The organism is Agromyces protaetiae (genome assembly GCF_030866785.1).
In the GTDB taxonomy this organism is placed as follows: domain Bacteria; phylum Actinomycetota; class Actinomycetes; order Actinomycetales; family Microbacteriaceae; genus Agromyces; species Agromyces silvae.
In genome coordinates, this window is the sequence record NZ_CP133018.1 from 187046 (window position 1) to 202842 (window position 15797).

The window sequence follows — 15797 nt, forward strand, 5'->3', positions numbered from 1 at the left end:
GATGCCTCAGGCGGTGCGTTCGGCCTCGTCGATCTCGAGTGCCAGCCGGCGGTCGCGGCCGCTCGTGTGGTCGAGTCGGCGCGCGAGCAGGTTCGCGGCCGCCTGCACCACCTGGACGATGGCGAACAGGACGACGATCACCGCCGCGATGTGGATCCAGCTGTACCGCTGGAACCCGTAGGTCAGCGCGACGTTGCCGAGGCCGCCGCCGCCGACGACGCCCACCATCGCGGAGAAATTGATGATCGAGGTGATGGTCGTCGCGGTGCCGAGCACGATCGACGGGGCCGCCTGGGGCAGGATCACCCGCCGGATGAGCAGCCACCGCGACGCGCCGAGCGACTCGGCCGCCTCGAAGAGCCCGCCGTCGACCTCCTTGATCGCGATCTCGACGACGCGTGCGAAGAACGGGATCGCGATGATCGTGAGCGGCACGATCGCGGGCCCCGTGCCGATGAACGAGCCGATCAGCCACCTCGTCACGGGGATGAGCGCGATCATGAGCACGATGAACGGCACCGAGCGGCCGAGGTTCACGATGAACCCGAGCACGCGGTTGATCGTCACGCCCAGTGCGCGCGAGCCGAAGGGCGCCTCGAGGAACCGGCCGCGCTCGGTGCCGACGAGGACGATGCCGAGCGGCAGTCCGATGAGCACGGTGAACAGCAGCGCGACGCCCGTCATCCACAGGGTCTCGAGCGTGCCCTTCAGCATGACCTCGGCGAGGTCGGACCAGAAGGTGGGGGAGTTGACGTCGATCACGGCGCGCTCACCACGTCCACGCTCACGCCGCGCGCGCTGAGGAAGCGCTCGGCGCGGTCGACGTCGTCGGTGCCGCCGGGGATCGCGAGGCGCGTGCGCCCGGCCTGCTCGCCGGCGATCGTCGTGATCGTCGCACCGAGGATCGAGACGTCGAGCTCGAGGTCGCGGGCGAGCATGGCGATCGTCGGCCGCTCCGCCTCGCCGCCCGCGAACGTGAGGTCGAGCACGCCGTACCCGGGCAGTTCGGGCACCTCGCCGAGCGGGAACAGGTCGTGCGCGAGCCGGCTCCCGGGCGTGCGCACGAGGTCGAGCAGCGGACCCTGCTCGATGACGCGCCCATGCTCGAGCAGCGCGGCGCTGTCGCAGATCTGCTTCACGACGTCCATCTCGTGCGTGATGAGGAGCACGGTGAGTCCGAGCTCGGTCGAGAGCTGCCGGATGAGCGCGAGGATCTGGCGCGTCGTGTCGGGGTCGAGCGCGCTAGTCGCCTCGTCGGAGAGCAGCACGTCGGGCTTGGACGCGAGGGCGCGGGCGATGCCCACGCGCTGCCGCTGTCCGCCTGACAGCTCGGCGGGGAACGCCTCAGCGCGGTGCGCGAGTCCCACGAGATCGAGCATCTCGAGGGCGACCGCGCGTTTCGCGGAGCGGGTCGTGCGACCGGATGCCTCGAGTGCGAACTCGACGTTCTGCGACACCGTGCGGTTGGCGACGAGGTTGAAGTGCTGGAACACCATGCCGATGCGGTGGCGGGACTCGCGCAGGGCGCGGCCCTCGAGCGCGCTGATCTCGACGCCGTCGACGGTGACCGTGCCGCGGTCGGGCCGCTCGAGCGCGTTGACGGTGCGCAGCAGCGTCGACTTCCCTGCGCCGGACTGGCCGACGACGCCGAAGATCTGGCCGCGGGCGACCTCGATCGACACGTCGTCCAGCGCACGCACGCTGCCGTACGTGCGCGTGACACGGTCGATGGTGATCATGGAGCCTCCGGGGGCGGGCGGTGGGACGGCGCGCTCCCTTGCGGCTTCGTTCTATTCGACCCGATGGTGACGCGGACGTGTCGCCATGTGACGAATCATGACTCGGCGGGCGTGACGAATCATGACGGCGGCGCGGGCGCGGGCGGCGCGGCGCGCGGGGCGCGCGGCGCGCCTCCGGTGGCCTCGGCCGCGTGCCGGACGGCTCGCGCGAAACGTTGGACGTCGGCGGTCATCGGATGCCTCGCCCGCTCGTCGAGTGCGGCGTCGAGGTCGAGCGCGGCCCTGATGAGCGCGAGATGGGTGAACGCCTGCGGGAAGTTGCCGAGCTGGAGGCCGTTCGGGTTGATCTCCTCGGCGTACAGGCCGACGTGGTTGCCGTACGTCAGCATCTTCTCGAACGCGTACTCGGCCTCGTTGAGGCGGCCGGCATCCGTGAGTGCCATCACATAGAAGAAGGTGCACAGCGAGAACGTGCCCTCCTCGCCCGGGAGCCCGTCGGGCGACGCCGACGGGTTGTAACGGTACACGAGGCTGTCGGTCACGAGCTCCTCGGCGATCGCCTCGAGCGTCGAGACCCACATGGGGTCGTGCGGCGAGATCATGCCGACCAGCGGCATGAGCAGCGTGATCGCGTCGACGACCTCGGTGTCGGGGTGCTGCGTGAACGCCCGGCGCTTCGGGTTCCAGCACTGCGTGAACACCTGCTCGTAGATGGCGTCGCGGGTTTCCATCCATCGCTCGAGCGGCGCGGGCCGGCCGCGCTCGCGCGCCATGCGGATCGCCCGGTCGAACGCGACCCAGCACATGATGCGGCCGTAGGTGAACGCCTTGCGGCCCCCTCGGGTCTCCCAGACGCCTTCGTCCGGCTGATCCCAGTGATCGGCGAGCCAGTCGAGGATGCCGAGCAGCTGGGTCCAGCCCGGGTGGCCGAGCGGCACCACGTGGTCGACGATGGCGATCGCATCCATTGCCTCGCCGTAGATGTCGAGCTGCAACTGATCTGCGGCGCCGTTGCCGACGTGCACCGGGCGGGACCCCGCGTATCCTTCGAAGTCGTCGAGCGTGAGCTCCTCGAGGTCGGACGACCCGTCGATGCGGTACATGATCTTCAGCGGCCCGGAGGCGTCGCCGGCCTGTTCGACGACCCGGTCGCCGATCCACCGCGTGAAGGCGACGGCCTCCTCGACGTACCCCAGCGCGAGCAGCGAGTAGACCGAGAACGACGAGTCGCGGATCCACGTGAACCGGTAGTCCCAGTTGCGCACGCCGCCGAGCTGCTCGGGGAGCGCGGCGGTCGGTGCCGCGACGAGCGCGCCGCTCGGCGCATACTGCAGGAGCTTCAGCACCATGGCCGACCGCTCGACGGCCTCGCGCCAGCGCCCGCGGTACGTGCCGCGGGCCAGCCACTCCCGCCAGAACGCGACCGTCTCGGCGAACCTCGCCGAACCCTCGCGCTCGTCGAGCTCACGCGGGGCGCCGGCCGGCTCCGTCTCGAACGCGAACCGCCGGATCTCGCCGGCGGACATGGTGATGGTCTCGTCGACGTCGTCGCCGTCGAGGGTGTCGGGTCGGAGCCCGTGCAGGGCGGCGTGCATGTCGCCGGCCTCGAACCGCACGCCGTGCCCGGTGAGCGTCGCGGTGTGCGGTCGGCGGCCGTAGTCGAACCGTGGGCGGCACTCGACCCGGAAGGTCAGCTGGCCGCGCACGACGCGGATGCCCCGCGCGATCACCCGATTCGGTGTCGCGACGGTGGGGTCGTCGGCGACGGGCATGAAGTCGATCACCTCGCCGACGCCGTCGGTGCTCATGAACCGGGTGATGAGCACGGCCGTGTCGGGGAAGTACATCTGCTTCACACGCAGGTCGTCGCCGACGGCACGGACGCGGAAGTACCCGCCTTTCTCGCGGTCCAGGAGCGACGCGAAGATCGAGGGTGAGTCGAAGCGCGGGGCGCAGAACCAGTCGATCGTGGCATCGGTGGAGACGAGGGCGATCGACTGCAGATCGCCGATCATGCCGTGGTCGGCGATCTCGGGGAAGTCCTCCATGGTGCGTGCCTTTCGTCGCTGCAGCGTCCCCGCCGCGGGTTCATTTCGTGGTCACACCGACCTTCCGCGGCAGGAAGACGGCGGCGATGAGGCCGATCACGCTGATCGCGGCGAGCCAGACCATGGCGTCGCCGTACGCGCGTGCGCCGTCGGCGATGTTGGCGACGAGGATGGTGCCCGCGATCGCCATGCCGAGCGAGGAGCCGAGATTGGAGACGCTCCGTGACAGGCCGGAGATCTCGCCCTGGAGTCGCTCGGGGAACGCCGACTGCACGACGTTGACCGACGGCGTCAGCATCAAGCCGATGCCGGAGCCGAGAAGGAACAGCCCAGGGGCGAACGACCACGCCGACGTGCTGACGGTGGCGAGCCAGAGCAGCACACCCACGCCCGCGACGGTGATGAGGAATCCCGCGAGGATGAGTGTGCGTTGCGCGAACGAGCGCGCCAGCCGCCCTGCGGCCACCGAGGTCAGGAGCAGGCCGACCGTCGCCGCGGTGAAGATCACCCCGGTCTCGATCGCGTTGTAGCCGCGTACCACCTGCAGATAGGCGGACACCACGAACGAGGAGCCCATCAGCACGAGCCATTGCACGTTCTGCGTCACGAGCGCGACGTTCGACGTGCGATTGCGGAACAGCTCGAGCGAGAGCAGCGCCTCTTTGCCCCGCCGCTGCCGCCGGCCCACCCACCAGAAGAACACCGCGAGCAGCGCCGCACCGCCGACGAGCCCGATGATCATGAGCGTCAGGCTGTTGTCCGCAGCGAGGATGCCGAGCACGAGCACGATGAGCCCCGCGGCCGAGAGCACGGCGCCGACGGTGTCGAACGGTCGCTTCGGGTCCGCGGGGATGGGGTCGTCGAGGTTGCGGCTGAGCAGCAGGATCACCACGATGATGAGCGCCTGGAACACGAACGCGGCCCGCCAGCTGATGCCGGTCGCGATCAGGCCGCCGATGAGCGGGCCCGCCGCCGCGCCCACGCCGCCCATGCCGCTGATGATGCCGAACGCCAGCGCTCGGGTCGGGATGTCGGGCAGCAGGACCGTGGTGAGGATGTAGACGGGAGGGATGAGCAGGGCGGTGCCGATGCCCTCGAGAATCGAGTTGCCGACGATGAGCACCCCGAGACCCGGGGCTGCCGCGCTCACGAGCGCGCCGACGCCGTAGACGGCGAGGCCGAGCATGAAGAGGCGTTTGCGGCCGAACAGGTCGGTGAGCTTGCCGGCCGGGATCATGAGTGCGGCCATGGTGAGCAGGAAGAGCGTGATGCTGACCTGGATGCCCTGGACCGTCGTGTTCAGATCACGACTCATGTCGTTGATCATCACGTTCATGTTCGAGCCGGCGAAGCTGCAGATGAACTGGGCGAGTGCGAGCGGAGCGATGACGCGGCGGAGCTGTGTGCGTGACGAGCTGGGTGCGGCTGCGGTCATGACGACCCCCGATGCCGGGACCCTCCCGACAGCACCCAACGGTAGTCCCGCAGCAGGCGCGGCGAAAGAGTGAGATCGACTCGATTTCCTGCGCAGGCGCTCGAATGGATCGTCGAAAGACCGAACGCTCGGTAGCCTTTCCGCATGCCTCGCACTCCCAGACCCTCGCCTGCGGCCCTCGCGCCGGGTTGGCCGACCACTCCGTCGAAGGATGCGGCCGGCGAGGCGGCGAGGCAGTTCGCGGTGCGTCTTCGCGAGGCGGTCGACGCGAAGGCCGATGGGAGCGTCCGAAAGGTCGCGCGCGTGGCGGGGCTCAGCCATGCCACGCTGCTCGCCATCCTGGGCGGGGCGACCTGGGCCGATCTCTACACCGTCGCGAAGCTCGAGGTCGCGCTCGGCGAGGCGCTCTGGCGCGGTCCTGTGCGCTGAGCTCCCCGAGCGGTGCCGGCTCGGCATAGAGTATCTGTCATGTCCGGTCAAGAAAGTGACCACATGGTCGATGCCCGCATCGCCGAGTTCCGGCGGAACGTCACGGCCGCGCTCGCAGGCAGGCCGATCTCAGAGGTCGCCGCGAATGCCGGTCTCCATCCAGATGAGGTGATCGAGCTCATCTCCGGCGGGCCGGCCGCCGATCTCTTCGTCCTCGCGCGCCTCGAGGCCACACTCGGCGTCGCCCTCTGGCCGCGGCCGGGTGCACCTGGGGGCAGCACCAGGTAGACGTAGTCTTCATGACTTAGTCATCTCGCCTGACGTTCGGGAGGACGCGTGAAGACCGTGAATGTGCACGAGGCGAAGACGCACTTGTCTCGCCTGATCGCCGAGACCGCCGAGGGGGACACCATCGTCATCGCCCGCGCGGGCAAGCCGGTTGCCAAGCTCAGTCCGATCGACGCGGTCGAACGACCGGTCTCGAGGATCGGGTTCATGCGTGGAGCCGGGATTGTGCCCGACGACTTCGATCGCATCGATGAAGAGGAGATCCGCGTGGCATTCGAGGGCGGCGCATGATCTTCCTGCTCGACACGCAGCTGCTGCTCTGGGCTGCGCTCGATGACCCGAGGCTGAGCCGCGAGGCGCGTCGGCTGATCGGCGACCGCGCACACGAGCTGACGTTCAGCGCGGCGAGCGTCTGGGAGGTCGGCATCAAGGCGGCGAAGGGGCGCGCGGACTACCAGATCAGCCCGCGGGTGTTCCGAAGGTCGCTCCTCGAGAACGGCTACGACGAACTGGCGATCTCGGGGCTGCATGGCATCGAGGCGGGCGCGCTGCCATCCGTGCACCGCGATCCATTCGACCGGATGCTCATCGCGCAGGCGCGTGTCGAGGGTATCCCGCTGCTCACGGCCGATGAGCGGCTCGCGGCATACGGCGAGCCCGTCATCGTCGTCTAGGGCGGGTGCCGGCCCCGAGACCCCTGGTCAGGCGGTGTCGGCCGGCGCGAGCCGGAACGTCGTCTCCACGACCGAGGGGCCCACCACGGTCTGCACGACCGAGGCCGGATGCCGCCGGTACTTCTCCTGGTACGCGGCATCGAGGGCCGCGTGCGAATCGGGCTCGGCATCGACGAACGCGACATCGCGCTCGACGCCGCCCGCGCGCACCCGGCCGGTGCGGCTCGCCTTGGCCCGCCGGAACCAGCCGTTCTCGGGACCGTACGCCGACCGCACGTACAGGTCGTCCCCGGATCGCACCACCCAGATGGTCACGTACGGGCGGAGCGAGCCGTCTGGTCGGTACGACGCGACCTGAAGTTCCTCGGCCTCGCCGATGCGCTGCAGCTCATCGTCGGTCCACGCGCTCATCACGCACCTCGCTTCTGATTCGAATGCCGGCTCATTCGAGTATGGGCCCGGCCCGCGACATCCGCCCGGGGTTGCGAGACGCGGCTCACGCCATGCCAAACTGAGGCCCGTCTGTCGTTTTTCGCGGAGGGAGCACCGGTGAGCGCTGCGGTCGACGGAGCAGAGCACCGCACGGCACCTCGCGGCCGGCGTCGCCTCCGCCTCTCGCCGCGCGCACGACGACGTCTCGGCTGGACGGCCGCCGCCATCGTGTTCGTCACGGTCGTCGTCGCGATCGTCCTGCGCTCGACGCCGTGGCCGTCGGCGATGGCGATCCGCGCGGTCTTCGAGCGCGGGGGAGCGCAGACCGTCGAGGAGATGACGCCGTACGTCCCGGACACCCCGCTCACCGAGCACCTCGACGTGCAGTACGCCGACGGCTCGGCGGGCGCCGACACCACACTCGACGTGTTCAGCCCGGGCGCGGGCACCGAGGCCCTGCCCACCGTCGTCTGGGTGCACGGCGGCGCGTGGATCTCGGGCTCGAAGGAGAACGTCGACCCCTACCTGCGCATCCTCGCCAACGAGGGCTTCACCACGGTCGGGCTGAACTACACGGTCGGCCCCGAGGCGACCTATCCGACGGCCGTGACCCAGCTCAACCAGGCGCTCGGATATCTGACGGCGAACGCGGCCGAGCTCGGCATCGACCCCGATCGCATCGTGCTCGCGGGCGATTCCGCCGGATCGCAGCTCGCGAGCCAGCTCGCGGTGCTCATCACGAACCCCGACTACGAGACGCTCGTCGGCATCGAGGCGGCGATCGCACCCGATCAGCTCGCGGGCATCGTGCTGAACTGCGGCGTCTACGACCTGCAGGGCATGGCCGACCTCGGCGGGCTCGCCGGCTGGGGCTTCAAGACCGCGCTGTGGGCGTACACCGGCGAGCAGGACTGGTCCAACACGGCGCAGTCGACCCTCATGTCGAGCATGGAGCACGTCACCTCGGACTTCCCGGCGACGTTCATCACGGGCGGCAACGGCGACGGCCTCACCTGGCTGCAGTCGGTGCCGATGCACCGCGCACTGCAGGCCGCCGGCGTCGACGTGACCGCGCTGTTCTGGGCGGAGGGTCACGAACCGGCGCTGCCGCACGAGTACCAGTTCCACCTCGCGCAGTTCGAGGAGGCGCACACGGCGCTCGCCGAGACGGTCGCGTTCCTGCAGCGGGTCACCGCCGGCTGAGGGCGCTCCACGGCGCATCCTTCGGTCACGGATGTCCCGGGCGCCAGTCCGTACCCGGTCAGCCGCCGAACCCGAAGAGTCCCAGCTGGGTCGCCGCGTCGCGGGCGAGGAGGAAGCCCACGATGCCCACGATCCACGCGGTGTTCTCCGCGGAGGTGCGTTCGAGCCATCCGGCCAGGCGTCGCAGCGGCGGCTCGACGAGTCGGCGCGCGAGGACGCGCCCCGCGAGCAGGAGCAGCGCGGGCGCGATCATGACCGCGCAGTACGCGGCGAGCACGCCGACCCAGATCTCGGCGGGGAGGCCGGCCGCCGTGATCATGCCGACCGCGCCGAGGTACGGCAGCATGGTCGCGAGCTCGACGACCCCGGCGCCGAGCGCGAGCCCGACGACGATCGCGGGTGACCCGTCGCCCATCGCGCGTTCGCGCCAGCGCACGAGGCGGCCGGGACGTCGCGGTTCGGCCGGGCTCGGGGCATCCGGCCCGCTCACGACCGTGGAGCCGTCGCTCGCCACCCGCGTCTCCGGCGCTCGCGTGCGAGCGGCCGAGGACCCGGCCGGCGGTCTCCGGCCGATGAAGAAGCTGCCCGCGAGCAGCGCCCCGCCGAGGAGGAGCTGCACCCAGCGCGCCACCGGCGTCTCCAGTGCGCCCGCGGCACCCTCGAGGATGACTCCGGCGCCCGCCGTGAGCGCGATGCCGACCGCGAAGTAGAACACGGCGATGATGCCCAGGTAGAGCAGCACCCGGCCTGCGCGCACACGCCCGGGTGCGACGAGGAAGAACAGCGGGATGAGCAGCGTGCCGATGCTCAGGCTGTCGACGAGCGCGAGCGCGGCGAGCGTGAGGCCGAGTTCGATGGTCATGCCACCAGCGTCGGCGCCGGGCGCACCCGCGCGCGTCCGGCGAACGTCGTGCCCCGCGTACATCCTTCGACCGACCGGCGCCCGCCCGTCGTGTGCTGGGATGAGAGGCATGGCGGAACACGGGGTTCGGGCGCGCGCGGTGCGCATCTACCGCGCCCACCCCGACGGGTTCGCGGCGCTCGGCACGGCGCTCGCCGGCATCGCGCTCACCCTCCTCGGGATCAACGGCCTGTGGGTCGACGCGCCCTGGACCGAGGGGATCGACCCGCTCTGGCATCTCGTGCCCATCCTGCTGGGCTCGGCGGTCATGCTGGTGAAGCGGCGGCTGCCGTTCACCGCGCTCGCCGCGGGTTCGGTGCTGTTCCTGGCCGACGGGGTGCTCGGCGGCAGCCTCGGCATGGTGCTCGTGTTCTTCGACCTGCTCTACTCGGCGGTGCTGTTCGGCGCCGCGCACCGCGTGCGCGTGCTGCTCGCGGCGATCGTGGTGGTCGTGGTGGCCGCGCTCGCCGCCCCGCTGCTCGTCGGTCAGGACCTCCGCAACGGCGTGTTCTTCGCGCTGCAGGCGTTCGTGCTGCTCGGCACGCCGTACTGGTGGGGGATGTCGGTGCGGCGCAGCCGTGAGCTCGCCGCGGTGTCGGAGGCGCGGGCGCGCGACGCCGAGCGGCTGGTCGCCCTGCAGCGCGACGAGGCGGTTCGCGAGGAGCGCGAACGGATGGCGCGGGACCTGCACGACGTCATCGCGGGCAACCTCTCGGCCATCGCGATCAATGCCGAGGCGGCGCTCGCCGGACCGCCCGGCGAGCGGGATCGGGCCGCGCTCCGCGCCGTCCGCGAGGCGGGTGTCGCGGGCCTCGACGAGATGCGCTCGATGATCCTGGTCCTGCGCACCGGGGACGACCCGCTCGTCGCTCCGCCGCGGCTCGCCGCGCTCGCCGAACTCGTCGAACGAAGTGACGGCGTGCGCGCCTCGGTGGTGGGGTCGGTACCGGTGCTGCCGACCGCGATCGATCAGGCGCTCGCGCGGGTCGTGGGGGAGAGCCTCACGAACGCTGCGCGGCACCGGCCAGGCGCCGAGGTCGAGATCCGATTCGACGAGGCATCCGATGCCGTCGAGGTCACGGTGACGTCGACCGGGGGCCGGCCACAGGCCGGGTCCCGGGGAACCGGCCACGGGATCGATCTCATGCGCGAGCGCGCCGAACGGCTGGGCGGGGTGCTCGAGGCGGGGCCGGCCGGCGAGGGTTGGCGCGTGCGCGCCCGCGTGCCGAGGAGCGCGTCGTGACCGGGCGCCCCGCGCTCGTGCGGGTGCTGATCGCCGACGATCACGCCGCGATCCGGGCGGGGCTGCGCCTGCTCCTCGACGGCGATGGCATCGAGGTCGTCGGCGAGGCCGCCGACGGCGCCGCGGCGATCCGCAACGCCCGCGCGCTGCGGCCCGATGTCGTGCTCATGGACGTGCGCATGCCGGGCACGGACGGCATCGAGGCGACGAGGGCGATCGTCGCCGAACGCCTCGCGGACGTGCTCGTGCTGACGTCGTTCGATCTCGACGACATCGTGTTCGGCGCCGTGCGCGCAGGCGCGGCCGGGTTCCTGCTGAAGTCCGCGAGCGGACCGGCGATGCGCGAGGCCGTGCTCGCCGTGGCCCGCGGCGATGGCGCGCTCGCCCCCGAGGTCACCCGCCGCCTGCTCGACCGCTTCGCCGGGGCGCCCGAACCGGCCGAATCCGCGACGGTCCCCGGTCTCGACGCGCTCACCGACCGCGAGCGAGACGTGCTCGCCGCGCTCGGCCGGGGCCGCTCGAACGCCGAGGTCGGCCGCGAGCTCGGCATCAGCGAGGCGACCGCGAAGACGCACGTCTCACGAGTCCTCGCCAAGCTCGGCGCCGCCTCTCGCATGGAGGCCGCCGTGCTCGCCCGCCGCGCGGGCCTCGCCTGACGAGCCCGGTCCTCATACCCGGCAGCGAGCATCTTATGAAAACTCGCCGTTTCACATGAAGGCGCGCGGACGACGTGCTGCGCGCGCTCGACCGGTTCGCGGCGCGGGCGGGCCGTCGCGGCTGACGAGGCATCCGCTCTGGTTCCTTGCTCAGGAAGGATGTGCCGACCGGCGGCGTGTTGCGCTGCGGCGCGCCGCAGCGCAAGCCGTTCTTCCTGAGTACGGGCGGCCGGCTGCGGGATGTGCGGGGCGAGCACGTCGGGCGAGCGGGCTCGCCGACTCAGCGCTGACGGATGCCTCGCGGCCGGCGTCGGCCGCGAGGCATCCGCTCGCTCGCTAGTGCGTCGCCGCAGGCTCGCGCTCGGCGGGTGACGCCGCGTGGTGGCGGCGCTCGAGGGCGGCGCCCTCGACGTCGACGTTCGGCATGATGCGGTCGAGCCACTTGGGGATCCACCAGGCCGAACGGCCGATCAGATGCATGACGGCCGGCATGAGCAGCATGCGCACGACGAACGCGTCGACGAGCACCCCGAAGGCGAGGCCGAAGCCGATCGACCGGATCATCGTCGACTCGGCGAAGATGAACCCGCCGAACACCGAGATCATGATGAGGCCTGCCGCGATCACGACGGACCGGCCCGCACGGAACCCGCGCGCGACCGCGAGCCGCGCGGGCGCACCGTGGACGTACGCCTCGCGCATGCCCGAGGCGAGGAAGAGCTGGTAGTCCATTGCGAGCCCGAACAGGATGCCGACGAGGATCACCGGCAGGAAGCTCAGGATCGGCCCCGTCTGGATGCCGAGCGGTTCCGCGAGCCACCCCCACTGGAAGAGCGCGACGACCGCGCCGTAGGTCGCGAACAGCGAGAGGATGAACCCGCCGGTCGCGATGAGCGGCACGAGGATGGACCGGAAGACCAGGATCATGATCAGCAGCGACAGGCCGACCACGACCGCGAGGTAGAGCGGGAGCACGTCGAGCAGATTCTCGGAGATGTCGATGTTGATCGCCGCCTGGCCCGCGACGCCGAGCGCGATGTCGCCGTCGACCGGCGGCAGGTCGCGGAGGTCGCGCACGAGCTGCTCGGTCGTCGGACTGTTCGGCCCCTCGGTCGGCACGACCTGGAACGCCGCGAGACGCTGGTCGTCGGAGACGGCGATCGGCGCGACGGCCGTGACGTGCTCCTGATCCGCGATCGTGCGCGCCACCTCGAGCTGGGCCTCGTTCACCGCGTCGTCGTCGAGCCCGTCGGGAAGCGCCGCGGTGACGAGCAGCGGGCCGGTCGCGCCGGCGCCGAACGCCGCCTCGGTCGTGGCGAACGCCTGATAGGAGGCGGACTCGTGCGGCTCCGACGAGCCGTCGGGCAGGCCCACCCGCATCGAGAGCGCGGGGATCGCGATCGTGAGGAGCGCCGCGGCCGTCGCGAGCACGGTCGCCACCGCGCGCCAGTTCGACATGGGCTTCGCGCCGGTGTCGTCGTGGTGCACCTCGCCGATGCGGGCGCGAGCGCGCCGGCCGAGCACCCGCACGCCGATCAGGCCGAGCAGCGCGGGAGTGAGGCTCACCGCGATGAGCACGGCGACGGCCACGCCGATGGCGCCGACCGTGCCCATGAGCCCGAGGAAGGGCACGCCGGTCACGTTCAGCGCGAGCAGGGCCACGATCACCGTGGTGCCCGCGAAGACCACGGCGTTGCCCGCGGTGCCGTTCGCGAGGCCGACCGATTCGCCGACGTCGGCACCCTCGAGCAGCTGCTTGCGATGGCGGTTGATGATGAACAGGGAGTAGTCGATGCCGACCGCGAGGCCGAGCATGACCCCGAGGATCGGGGTGACCGAGGCCATCTGCACGACGCCCGAGAAGGCGAGGCTGCCGAGTGCGGCGATCGCGACGCCGACGAGTGCCGTCATGATCGGCAGTGAGGCGGCGAGGACCGAGCCGAGCATGACGAGCAGCACGACCGCGGCGAAGATCACGCCGACGATCTCGCCGATCCCGAGGAGCGAGGGGACGCCCTGGGCGATGTCGGTCGAGAACGACACCTGCACGCCGTCCACCGGCTCGGACTCGAAGTGGTCGATGACGGCCTGCTTCGACTCCTCGGGGAGCTCGAGGCGCGGCTCCGTGAAGGCCACGTTCACGAGCGCGGTCGAGCCGTCCTCGGACACCACGCCGATGCCGTCGGCGAGCCCGAGCAGCTCCTCGCCGCGGGCGAGCTCGGCCTCGCCGGAGGTGAGCTCAGCACGGCTGGCATCGATCGTCGCCTGCTGCGTCTCGAGCTGGGCGAGGCCCGCGTCGAGCTGCGCCTGCTGGGCGTCGAGCGGCGCGAGCGCCGCAGCGGGCGCGCCCGCCGCCTCGGCCTGCGCGCGGGCCGCGTCGAGCTGCGCCTGTCCGGCCTCGAGCTCGGCGCGGGCGGCGTCGAGCTGCACCTGACCGTCGTCGAGTTGCGCACGCCCGTCTTCGAGCTGCTGCCGGCCGTCGACGACCTGCTGACGCTGGTCGGTGAGCTGGGCATCGGCTTCGAAGGGGTCGACGAGCGAGGCGACGTCGGGCAGGTCGGCACCGCTCGCGACCAGGTCGCTGATCGCGGAGCGCTGGTCGTCGCTCAGCGCTGAGCCGTCGTCGGTCTCGAAGACGACGGTTCCGGATGCCCCGCTGAAGTCGGGCAGGCGTTCCTGGAGCTCCTCGGTCACCTCGCCGGAGGCCGTGCCCGGGATGTCGAAGCTCGTGGCGAGCCCCTTGAACCCGATCGCGAAGCCGATGCCCGCGACGGCGAGGATGCCCACCCACGCGATGATGACCGTCCACGCGCGTCGCGCCGCGAACGTGCCGAGCCGATAGAGCAGTTCCGCCACGTCAGTCCCTCTCCGGGATCCGGGCCGCCCCGAGATCCGCGGACTAGAATACGCAACGGATCGTCTCGCTGACTGAACATAGGATGTGAGGATGGCGGAGGGACGGCGCGGAGCGGCGCGGAGCGAGGCGGCTCGGCTCGCCATCCTGCGCGCGACGGCCCATCAGTTCGCCGAACGCGGATACGACCATCTCACGATGGAGGGCATCGCGGCCGAGGCCGGTGTCGGCAAGCAGACCATCTACCGGTGGTGGCCCTCGAAGGGCGCGCTGGTCGCCGAATGCCTGCTCGAGGGCGTGCTCATGCCCGATCACTTCCTCCCGCCCGACACGGGCGACGTGCGCGCCGACCTCACCGCGTGGCTCGTCGAAGTGCTCACCTTCATCGGCGATGAGCGGAACGAGGCGTTGCTCCGCTCGCTGGTCGCCGCCGCGAGCGAGAACGCCGAGGTCGGACGGCGGCTGGACGAGAGCATCTTCTCGGGCTCCGCGCTCGTCACACGTCTCGAGGCCGCCGTCGAGGCATCCGATCTGCGTCCCGACGCGCCCATCCCCGAGATCATCGAAGCGCTCGTCGGCGCGCTCGTCTTCCGCGTCCTGACGCGGACCCCCGTGTCGCCCGGCCTCGCCGACCGGCTGGTCGAGGCCGTCGTCGGACCCGCCGCACCCTCCGGTGCCGTCGGCGAGCCGCCCGCGCCACGATAGGCGCACGGCTCGCCGGGAGCAGGAGCGGAGCCGGGGCCGGGCCTACGGACGAGTGGGTGTTCGCCACATGGTGCGAGGCTTCAGCATCGCCGCGTCACCGCGCGCCGGCGGGCATGTGCTCGTCGTACCAGTTCCTGGCGTCGCGGACCGCCCGGTCGAGATCGCGCGGGTGATAGCCGAGGTCGCGGCGGGCGGCGCTCCAGTCCGAGGCCTGCGGGGCGGACAGGTACTTCGCCATCCCAGGATCCATCGCCGGCGGGCGGCCCGTGAATCGCGCGGCGAACTGCGAGACCGCACCCAACGCCGCCAGCCCGGTGGGTGAGACGCGGGTCGGCATCCTGGCGGCACCGATCACCTCGGCGATGCGAGTGAACATGTCCACGTAGGTCCGGTTCTCGCCGGTGAGGTTGTAGCCCGCCCCGGTCCGCCCGCGCTCCGCGGCCGCGACCATGCCGTCCGCCACCGCGCGGACGTCGCAGAACGACGACGTGCCGGGCGGAGCGAACGTGAGCTTGCCGGCCTGCAGGTCTCGGACGACCCGTCCGAGTTGGAGGGTGTGGTCGTAGGGGCCGATCATGAAGCCGGGATAGACGACCACGACGTCCAGGCCACGCGCGATCCGCGCCCTGGCCTGCGCCTCTCCCTCGGCCTTCGAGTCCGCGTAGTCGTAGCCGATGCCGAAGAACGAGCGGTCGCCCGATCGCTCGGGGAGGGCGGAGCCGTCGCGGTTGTAGCCGTGCACGTCGAGCGTGCTGGTATGGATGAATCGCCCCACGCCCGCCGAGAGGCTCGCGTCCGCGAGGGCGATCGTGGCCTCCACGTTCACCTTCCGGCGCCGCGCGGCGAGCCGGTTCCACGTCGACGTGTCGCCGGCGACGTGGAAGACCCAGTCCTGGCCGTCGACGAGCGGGGGGAGCTCCGCGGGGTCGGTCAGGTCCGCGAGCTGTACGCGCAGCGGAAGATCCTCCAGATACCGCGTGGTCGAACCGGGCGCGCCGGTCGCGAGGACGTCGTGGCCGCGCTCGAGCAGGCTTCGCACGAGATTGCTGCCCAGGAATCCGGTGGCACCGGTGACGAGACAACGCATGGGTTCTTCCTTCAGATCGGTCGGGCTCAGGCGGCCCGAGATGGGGATGGCGACGCTCAGGTCCGGGGGAGGAGCTGATCCAGCTCGAGGGCGAGCGGGCGGC

Annotated in this window: 16 protein-coding genes; 8 read left to right on the forward strand and 8 right to left on the reverse strand. The window is 71.2% G+C overall.

The annotated features are described in order from the left end of the window. Nucleotides 1-6: 6 nt before the first annotated feature. From QU602_RS00905 to QU602_RS00920, 4 genes are all read right to left on the reverse strand, one after another. Nucleotides 7-762: a methionine ABC transporter permease gene (locus QU602_RS00905; RefSeq protein WP_308798245.1), complete on the reverse strand. Its 756-nt coding sequence runs from the start codon at nucleotides 760-762 to the stop codon at nucleotides 7-9. After that, nucleotides 759-1739 carry a methionine ABC transporter ATP-binding protein gene (locus tag QU602_RS00910; RefSeq protein WP_308798246.1) on the reverse strand — a complete coding sequence of 327 codons (981 nt, stop codon included), beginning with the start codon at nucleotides 1737-1739 and terminating at the stop codon, nucleotides 759-761. Before QU602_RS00910 ends, QU602_RS00905 begins: the two co-directional genes overlap by 4 nt. A 119-nt stretch (nucleotides 1740-1858) precedes the next feature. Further along, nucleotides 1859-3787 (reverse strand): glycoside hydrolase family 15 protein, encoded by a 1929-nt coding sequence (locus tag QU602_RS00915; protein WP_308798247.1) that lies wholly within the window; start codon nucleotides 3785-3787, stop codon nucleotides 1859-1861. A gap of 40 nt (nucleotides 3788-3827) precedes the next feature. After that, nucleotides 3828-5222, reverse strand: coding sequence for an MFS transporter (locus QU602_RS00920; protein WP_308798248.1), 1395 nt, complete (start codon nucleotides 5220-5222; stop codon nucleotides 3828-3830). Nucleotides 5223-5366: 144 nt separating this feature from the next. On the opposite strand from QU602_RS00920, the gene QU602_RS00925 reads away from it, so the two are divergent. The 4 genes from QU602_RS00925 to QU602_RS00940 are packed head-to-tail and all read left to right on the forward strand — an operon-like array spanning nucleotide 5367 to nucleotide 6613. Beyond that, nucleotides 5367-5651 (forward strand): hypothetical protein, encoded by a 285-nt coding sequence (locus QU602_RS00925; RefSeq protein WP_308798249.1) that lies wholly within the window; start codon nucleotides 5367-5369, stop codon nucleotides 5649-5651. Between the two features lie 39 nt (nucleotides 5652-5690). Continuing rightward, nucleotides 5691-5939, forward strand: coding sequence for a hypothetical protein (locus tag QU602_RS00930; RefSeq protein ID WP_308798250.1), 249 nt, complete (start codon nucleotides 5691-5693; stop codon nucleotides 5937-5939). Nucleotides 5940-5987: 48 nt separating this feature from the next. Continuing rightward, the gene (locus tag QU602_RS00935) at nucleotides 5988-6230 is read left to right on the forward strand and encodes a type II toxin-antitoxin system Phd/YefM family antitoxin (RefSeq protein ID WP_308798251.1); all 243 of its coding nucleotides are present in this window, start codon (nucleotides 5988-5990) and stop codon (nucleotides 6228-6230) included. Next, the gene (locus QU602_RS00940) at nucleotides 6227-6613 is read left to right on the forward strand and encodes a type II toxin-antitoxin system VapC family toxin (RefSeq protein ID WP_308798252.1); all 387 of its coding nucleotides are present in this window, start codon (nucleotides 6227-6229) and stop codon (nucleotides 6611-6613) included. The genes QU602_RS00935 and QU602_RS00940 overlap by 4 nt, the downstream gene beginning before the upstream one ends. A gap of 27 nt (nucleotides 6614-6640) precedes the next feature. Here QU602_RS00940 and QU602_RS00945 read toward each other — a convergent pair whose 3' ends face one another. After that, a complete protein-coding gene (locus tag QU602_RS00945) occupies nucleotides 6641-7024 on the reverse strand; it encodes a DUF2255 family protein (protein WP_308798253.1) in 384 nt (127 codons plus the stop codon). 138 nt (nucleotides 7025-7162) lie between these two features. On the opposite strand from QU602_RS00945, the gene QU602_RS00950 reads away from it, so the two are divergent. Next, on the forward strand, nucleotides 7163-8248 hold the full coding sequence (locus QU602_RS00950) for an alpha/beta hydrolase (protein ID WP_308798255.1): 1086 nt from the start codon (nucleotides 7163-7165) through the stop codon (nucleotides 8246-8248). A 58-nt stretch (nucleotides 8249-8306) separates the two neighbouring features. On the opposite strand, the gene QU602_RS00955 is transcribed toward QU602_RS00950, so the two are convergent. Continuing rightward, nucleotides 8307-9110, reverse strand: coding sequence for a GAP family protein (locus QU602_RS00955; protein WP_308798257.1), 804 nt, complete (start codon nucleotides 9108-9110; stop codon nucleotides 8307-8309). Nucleotides 9111-9219: 109 nt separating this feature from the next. On the opposite strand from QU602_RS00955, the gene QU602_RS00960 reads away from it, so the two are divergent. Together QU602_RS00960 and QU602_RS00965 are read left to right on the forward strand one after the other, a co-directional pair. Further along, nucleotides 9220-10392 carry a sensor histidine kinase gene (locus QU602_RS00960; protein WP_308798258.1) on the forward strand — a complete coding sequence of 391 codons (1173 nt, stop codon included), beginning with the start codon at nucleotides 9220-9222 and terminating at the stop codon, nucleotides 10390-10392. Continuing rightward, the gene (locus QU602_RS00965; protein ID WP_308798259.1) at nucleotides 10389-11048 is read left to right on the forward strand and encodes a response regulator transcription factor; all 660 of its coding nucleotides are present in this window, start codon (nucleotides 10389-10391) and stop codon (nucleotides 11046-11048) included. The genes QU602_RS00960 and QU602_RS00965 overlap by 4 nt, the downstream gene beginning before the upstream one ends. A gap of 336 nt (nucleotides 11049-11384) precedes the next feature. On the opposite strand, the gene QU602_RS00970 is transcribed toward QU602_RS00965, so the two are convergent. Continuing rightward, the gene (locus tag QU602_RS00970; protein WP_308798260.1) at nucleotides 11385-13904 is read right to left on the reverse strand and encodes an MMPL family transporter; all 2520 of its coding nucleotides are present in this window, start codon (nucleotides 13902-13904) and stop codon (nucleotides 11385-11387) included. A 91-nt stretch (nucleotides 13905-13995) separates the two neighbouring features. Here QU602_RS00970 and QU602_RS00975 point away from each other — a divergent pair, with 91 nt between their 5' ends. Next, nucleotides 13996-14607: a TetR/AcrR family transcriptional regulator gene (locus QU602_RS00975; protein WP_308798262.1), complete on the forward strand. Its 612-nt coding sequence runs from the start codon at nucleotides 13996-13998 to the stop codon at nucleotides 14605-14607. 94 nt (nucleotides 14608-14701) lie between these two features. On the opposite strand, the gene QU602_RS00980 is transcribed toward QU602_RS00975, so the two are convergent. Continuing rightward, nucleotides 14702-15694 carry an NAD-dependent epimerase/dehydratase family protein gene (locus tag QU602_RS00980; protein WP_308798263.1) on the reverse strand — a complete coding sequence of 331 codons (993 nt, stop codon included), beginning with the start codon at nucleotides 15692-15694 and terminating at the stop codon, nucleotides 14702-14704. Between the last annotated feature and the right edge of the window lie 103 nt (nucleotides 15695-15797).

Excerpts from the sequence above, each read along its gene's own strand:
- QU602_RS00930 (WP_308798250.1), top strand. The coding sequence starts at position 5,691 with ATGTCCGGTCAAGAAAGTGACCACATGGTCGATGCCCGCATCGCCGAG.
- QU602_RS00910 (WP_308798246.1), bottom strand. The coding sequence starts at position 1,739 with ATGATCACCATCGACCGTGTCACGCGCACGTACGGCAGCGTGCGTGCG.
- QU602_RS00975 (WP_308798262.1), top strand. The coding sequence starts at position 13,996 with ATGGCGGAGGGACGGCGCGGAGCGGCGCGGAGCGAGGCGGCTCGGCTC.
- QU602_RS00920 (WP_308798248.1), bottom strand. The coding sequence starts at position 5,222 with ATGACCGCAGCCGCACCCAGCTCGTCACGCACACAGCTCCGCCGCGTC.
- QU602_RS00960 (WP_308798258.1), top strand. The coding sequence starts at position 9,220 with ATGGCGGAACACGGGGTTCGGGCGCGCGCGGTGCGCATCTACCGCGCC.
- QU602_RS00955 (WP_308798257.1), bottom strand. The coding sequence starts at position 9,110 with ATGACCATCGAACTCGGCCTCACGCTCGCCGCGCTCGCGCTCGTCGAC.
- QU602_RS00980 (WP_308798263.1), bottom strand. The coding sequence starts at position 15,694 with ATGCGTTGTCTCGTCACCGGTGCCACCGGATTCCTGGGCAGCAATCTC.
- QU602_RS00925 (WP_308798249.1), top strand. The coding sequence starts at position 5,367 with ATGCCTCGCACTCCCAGACCCTCGCCTGCGGCCCTCGCGCCGGGTTGG.
- QU602_RS00945 (WP_308798253.1), bottom strand. The coding sequence starts at position 7,024 with ATGAGCGCGTGGACCGACGATGAGCTGCAGCGCATCGGCGAGGCCGAG.
- QU602_RS00940 (WP_308798252.1), top strand. The coding sequence starts at position 6,227 with ATGATCTTCCTGCTCGACACGCAGCTGCTGCTCTGGGCTGCGCTCGAT.
- QU602_RS00915 (WP_308798247.1), bottom strand. The coding sequence starts at position 3,787 with ATGGAGGACTTCCCCGAGATCGCCGACCACGGCATGATCGGCGATCTG.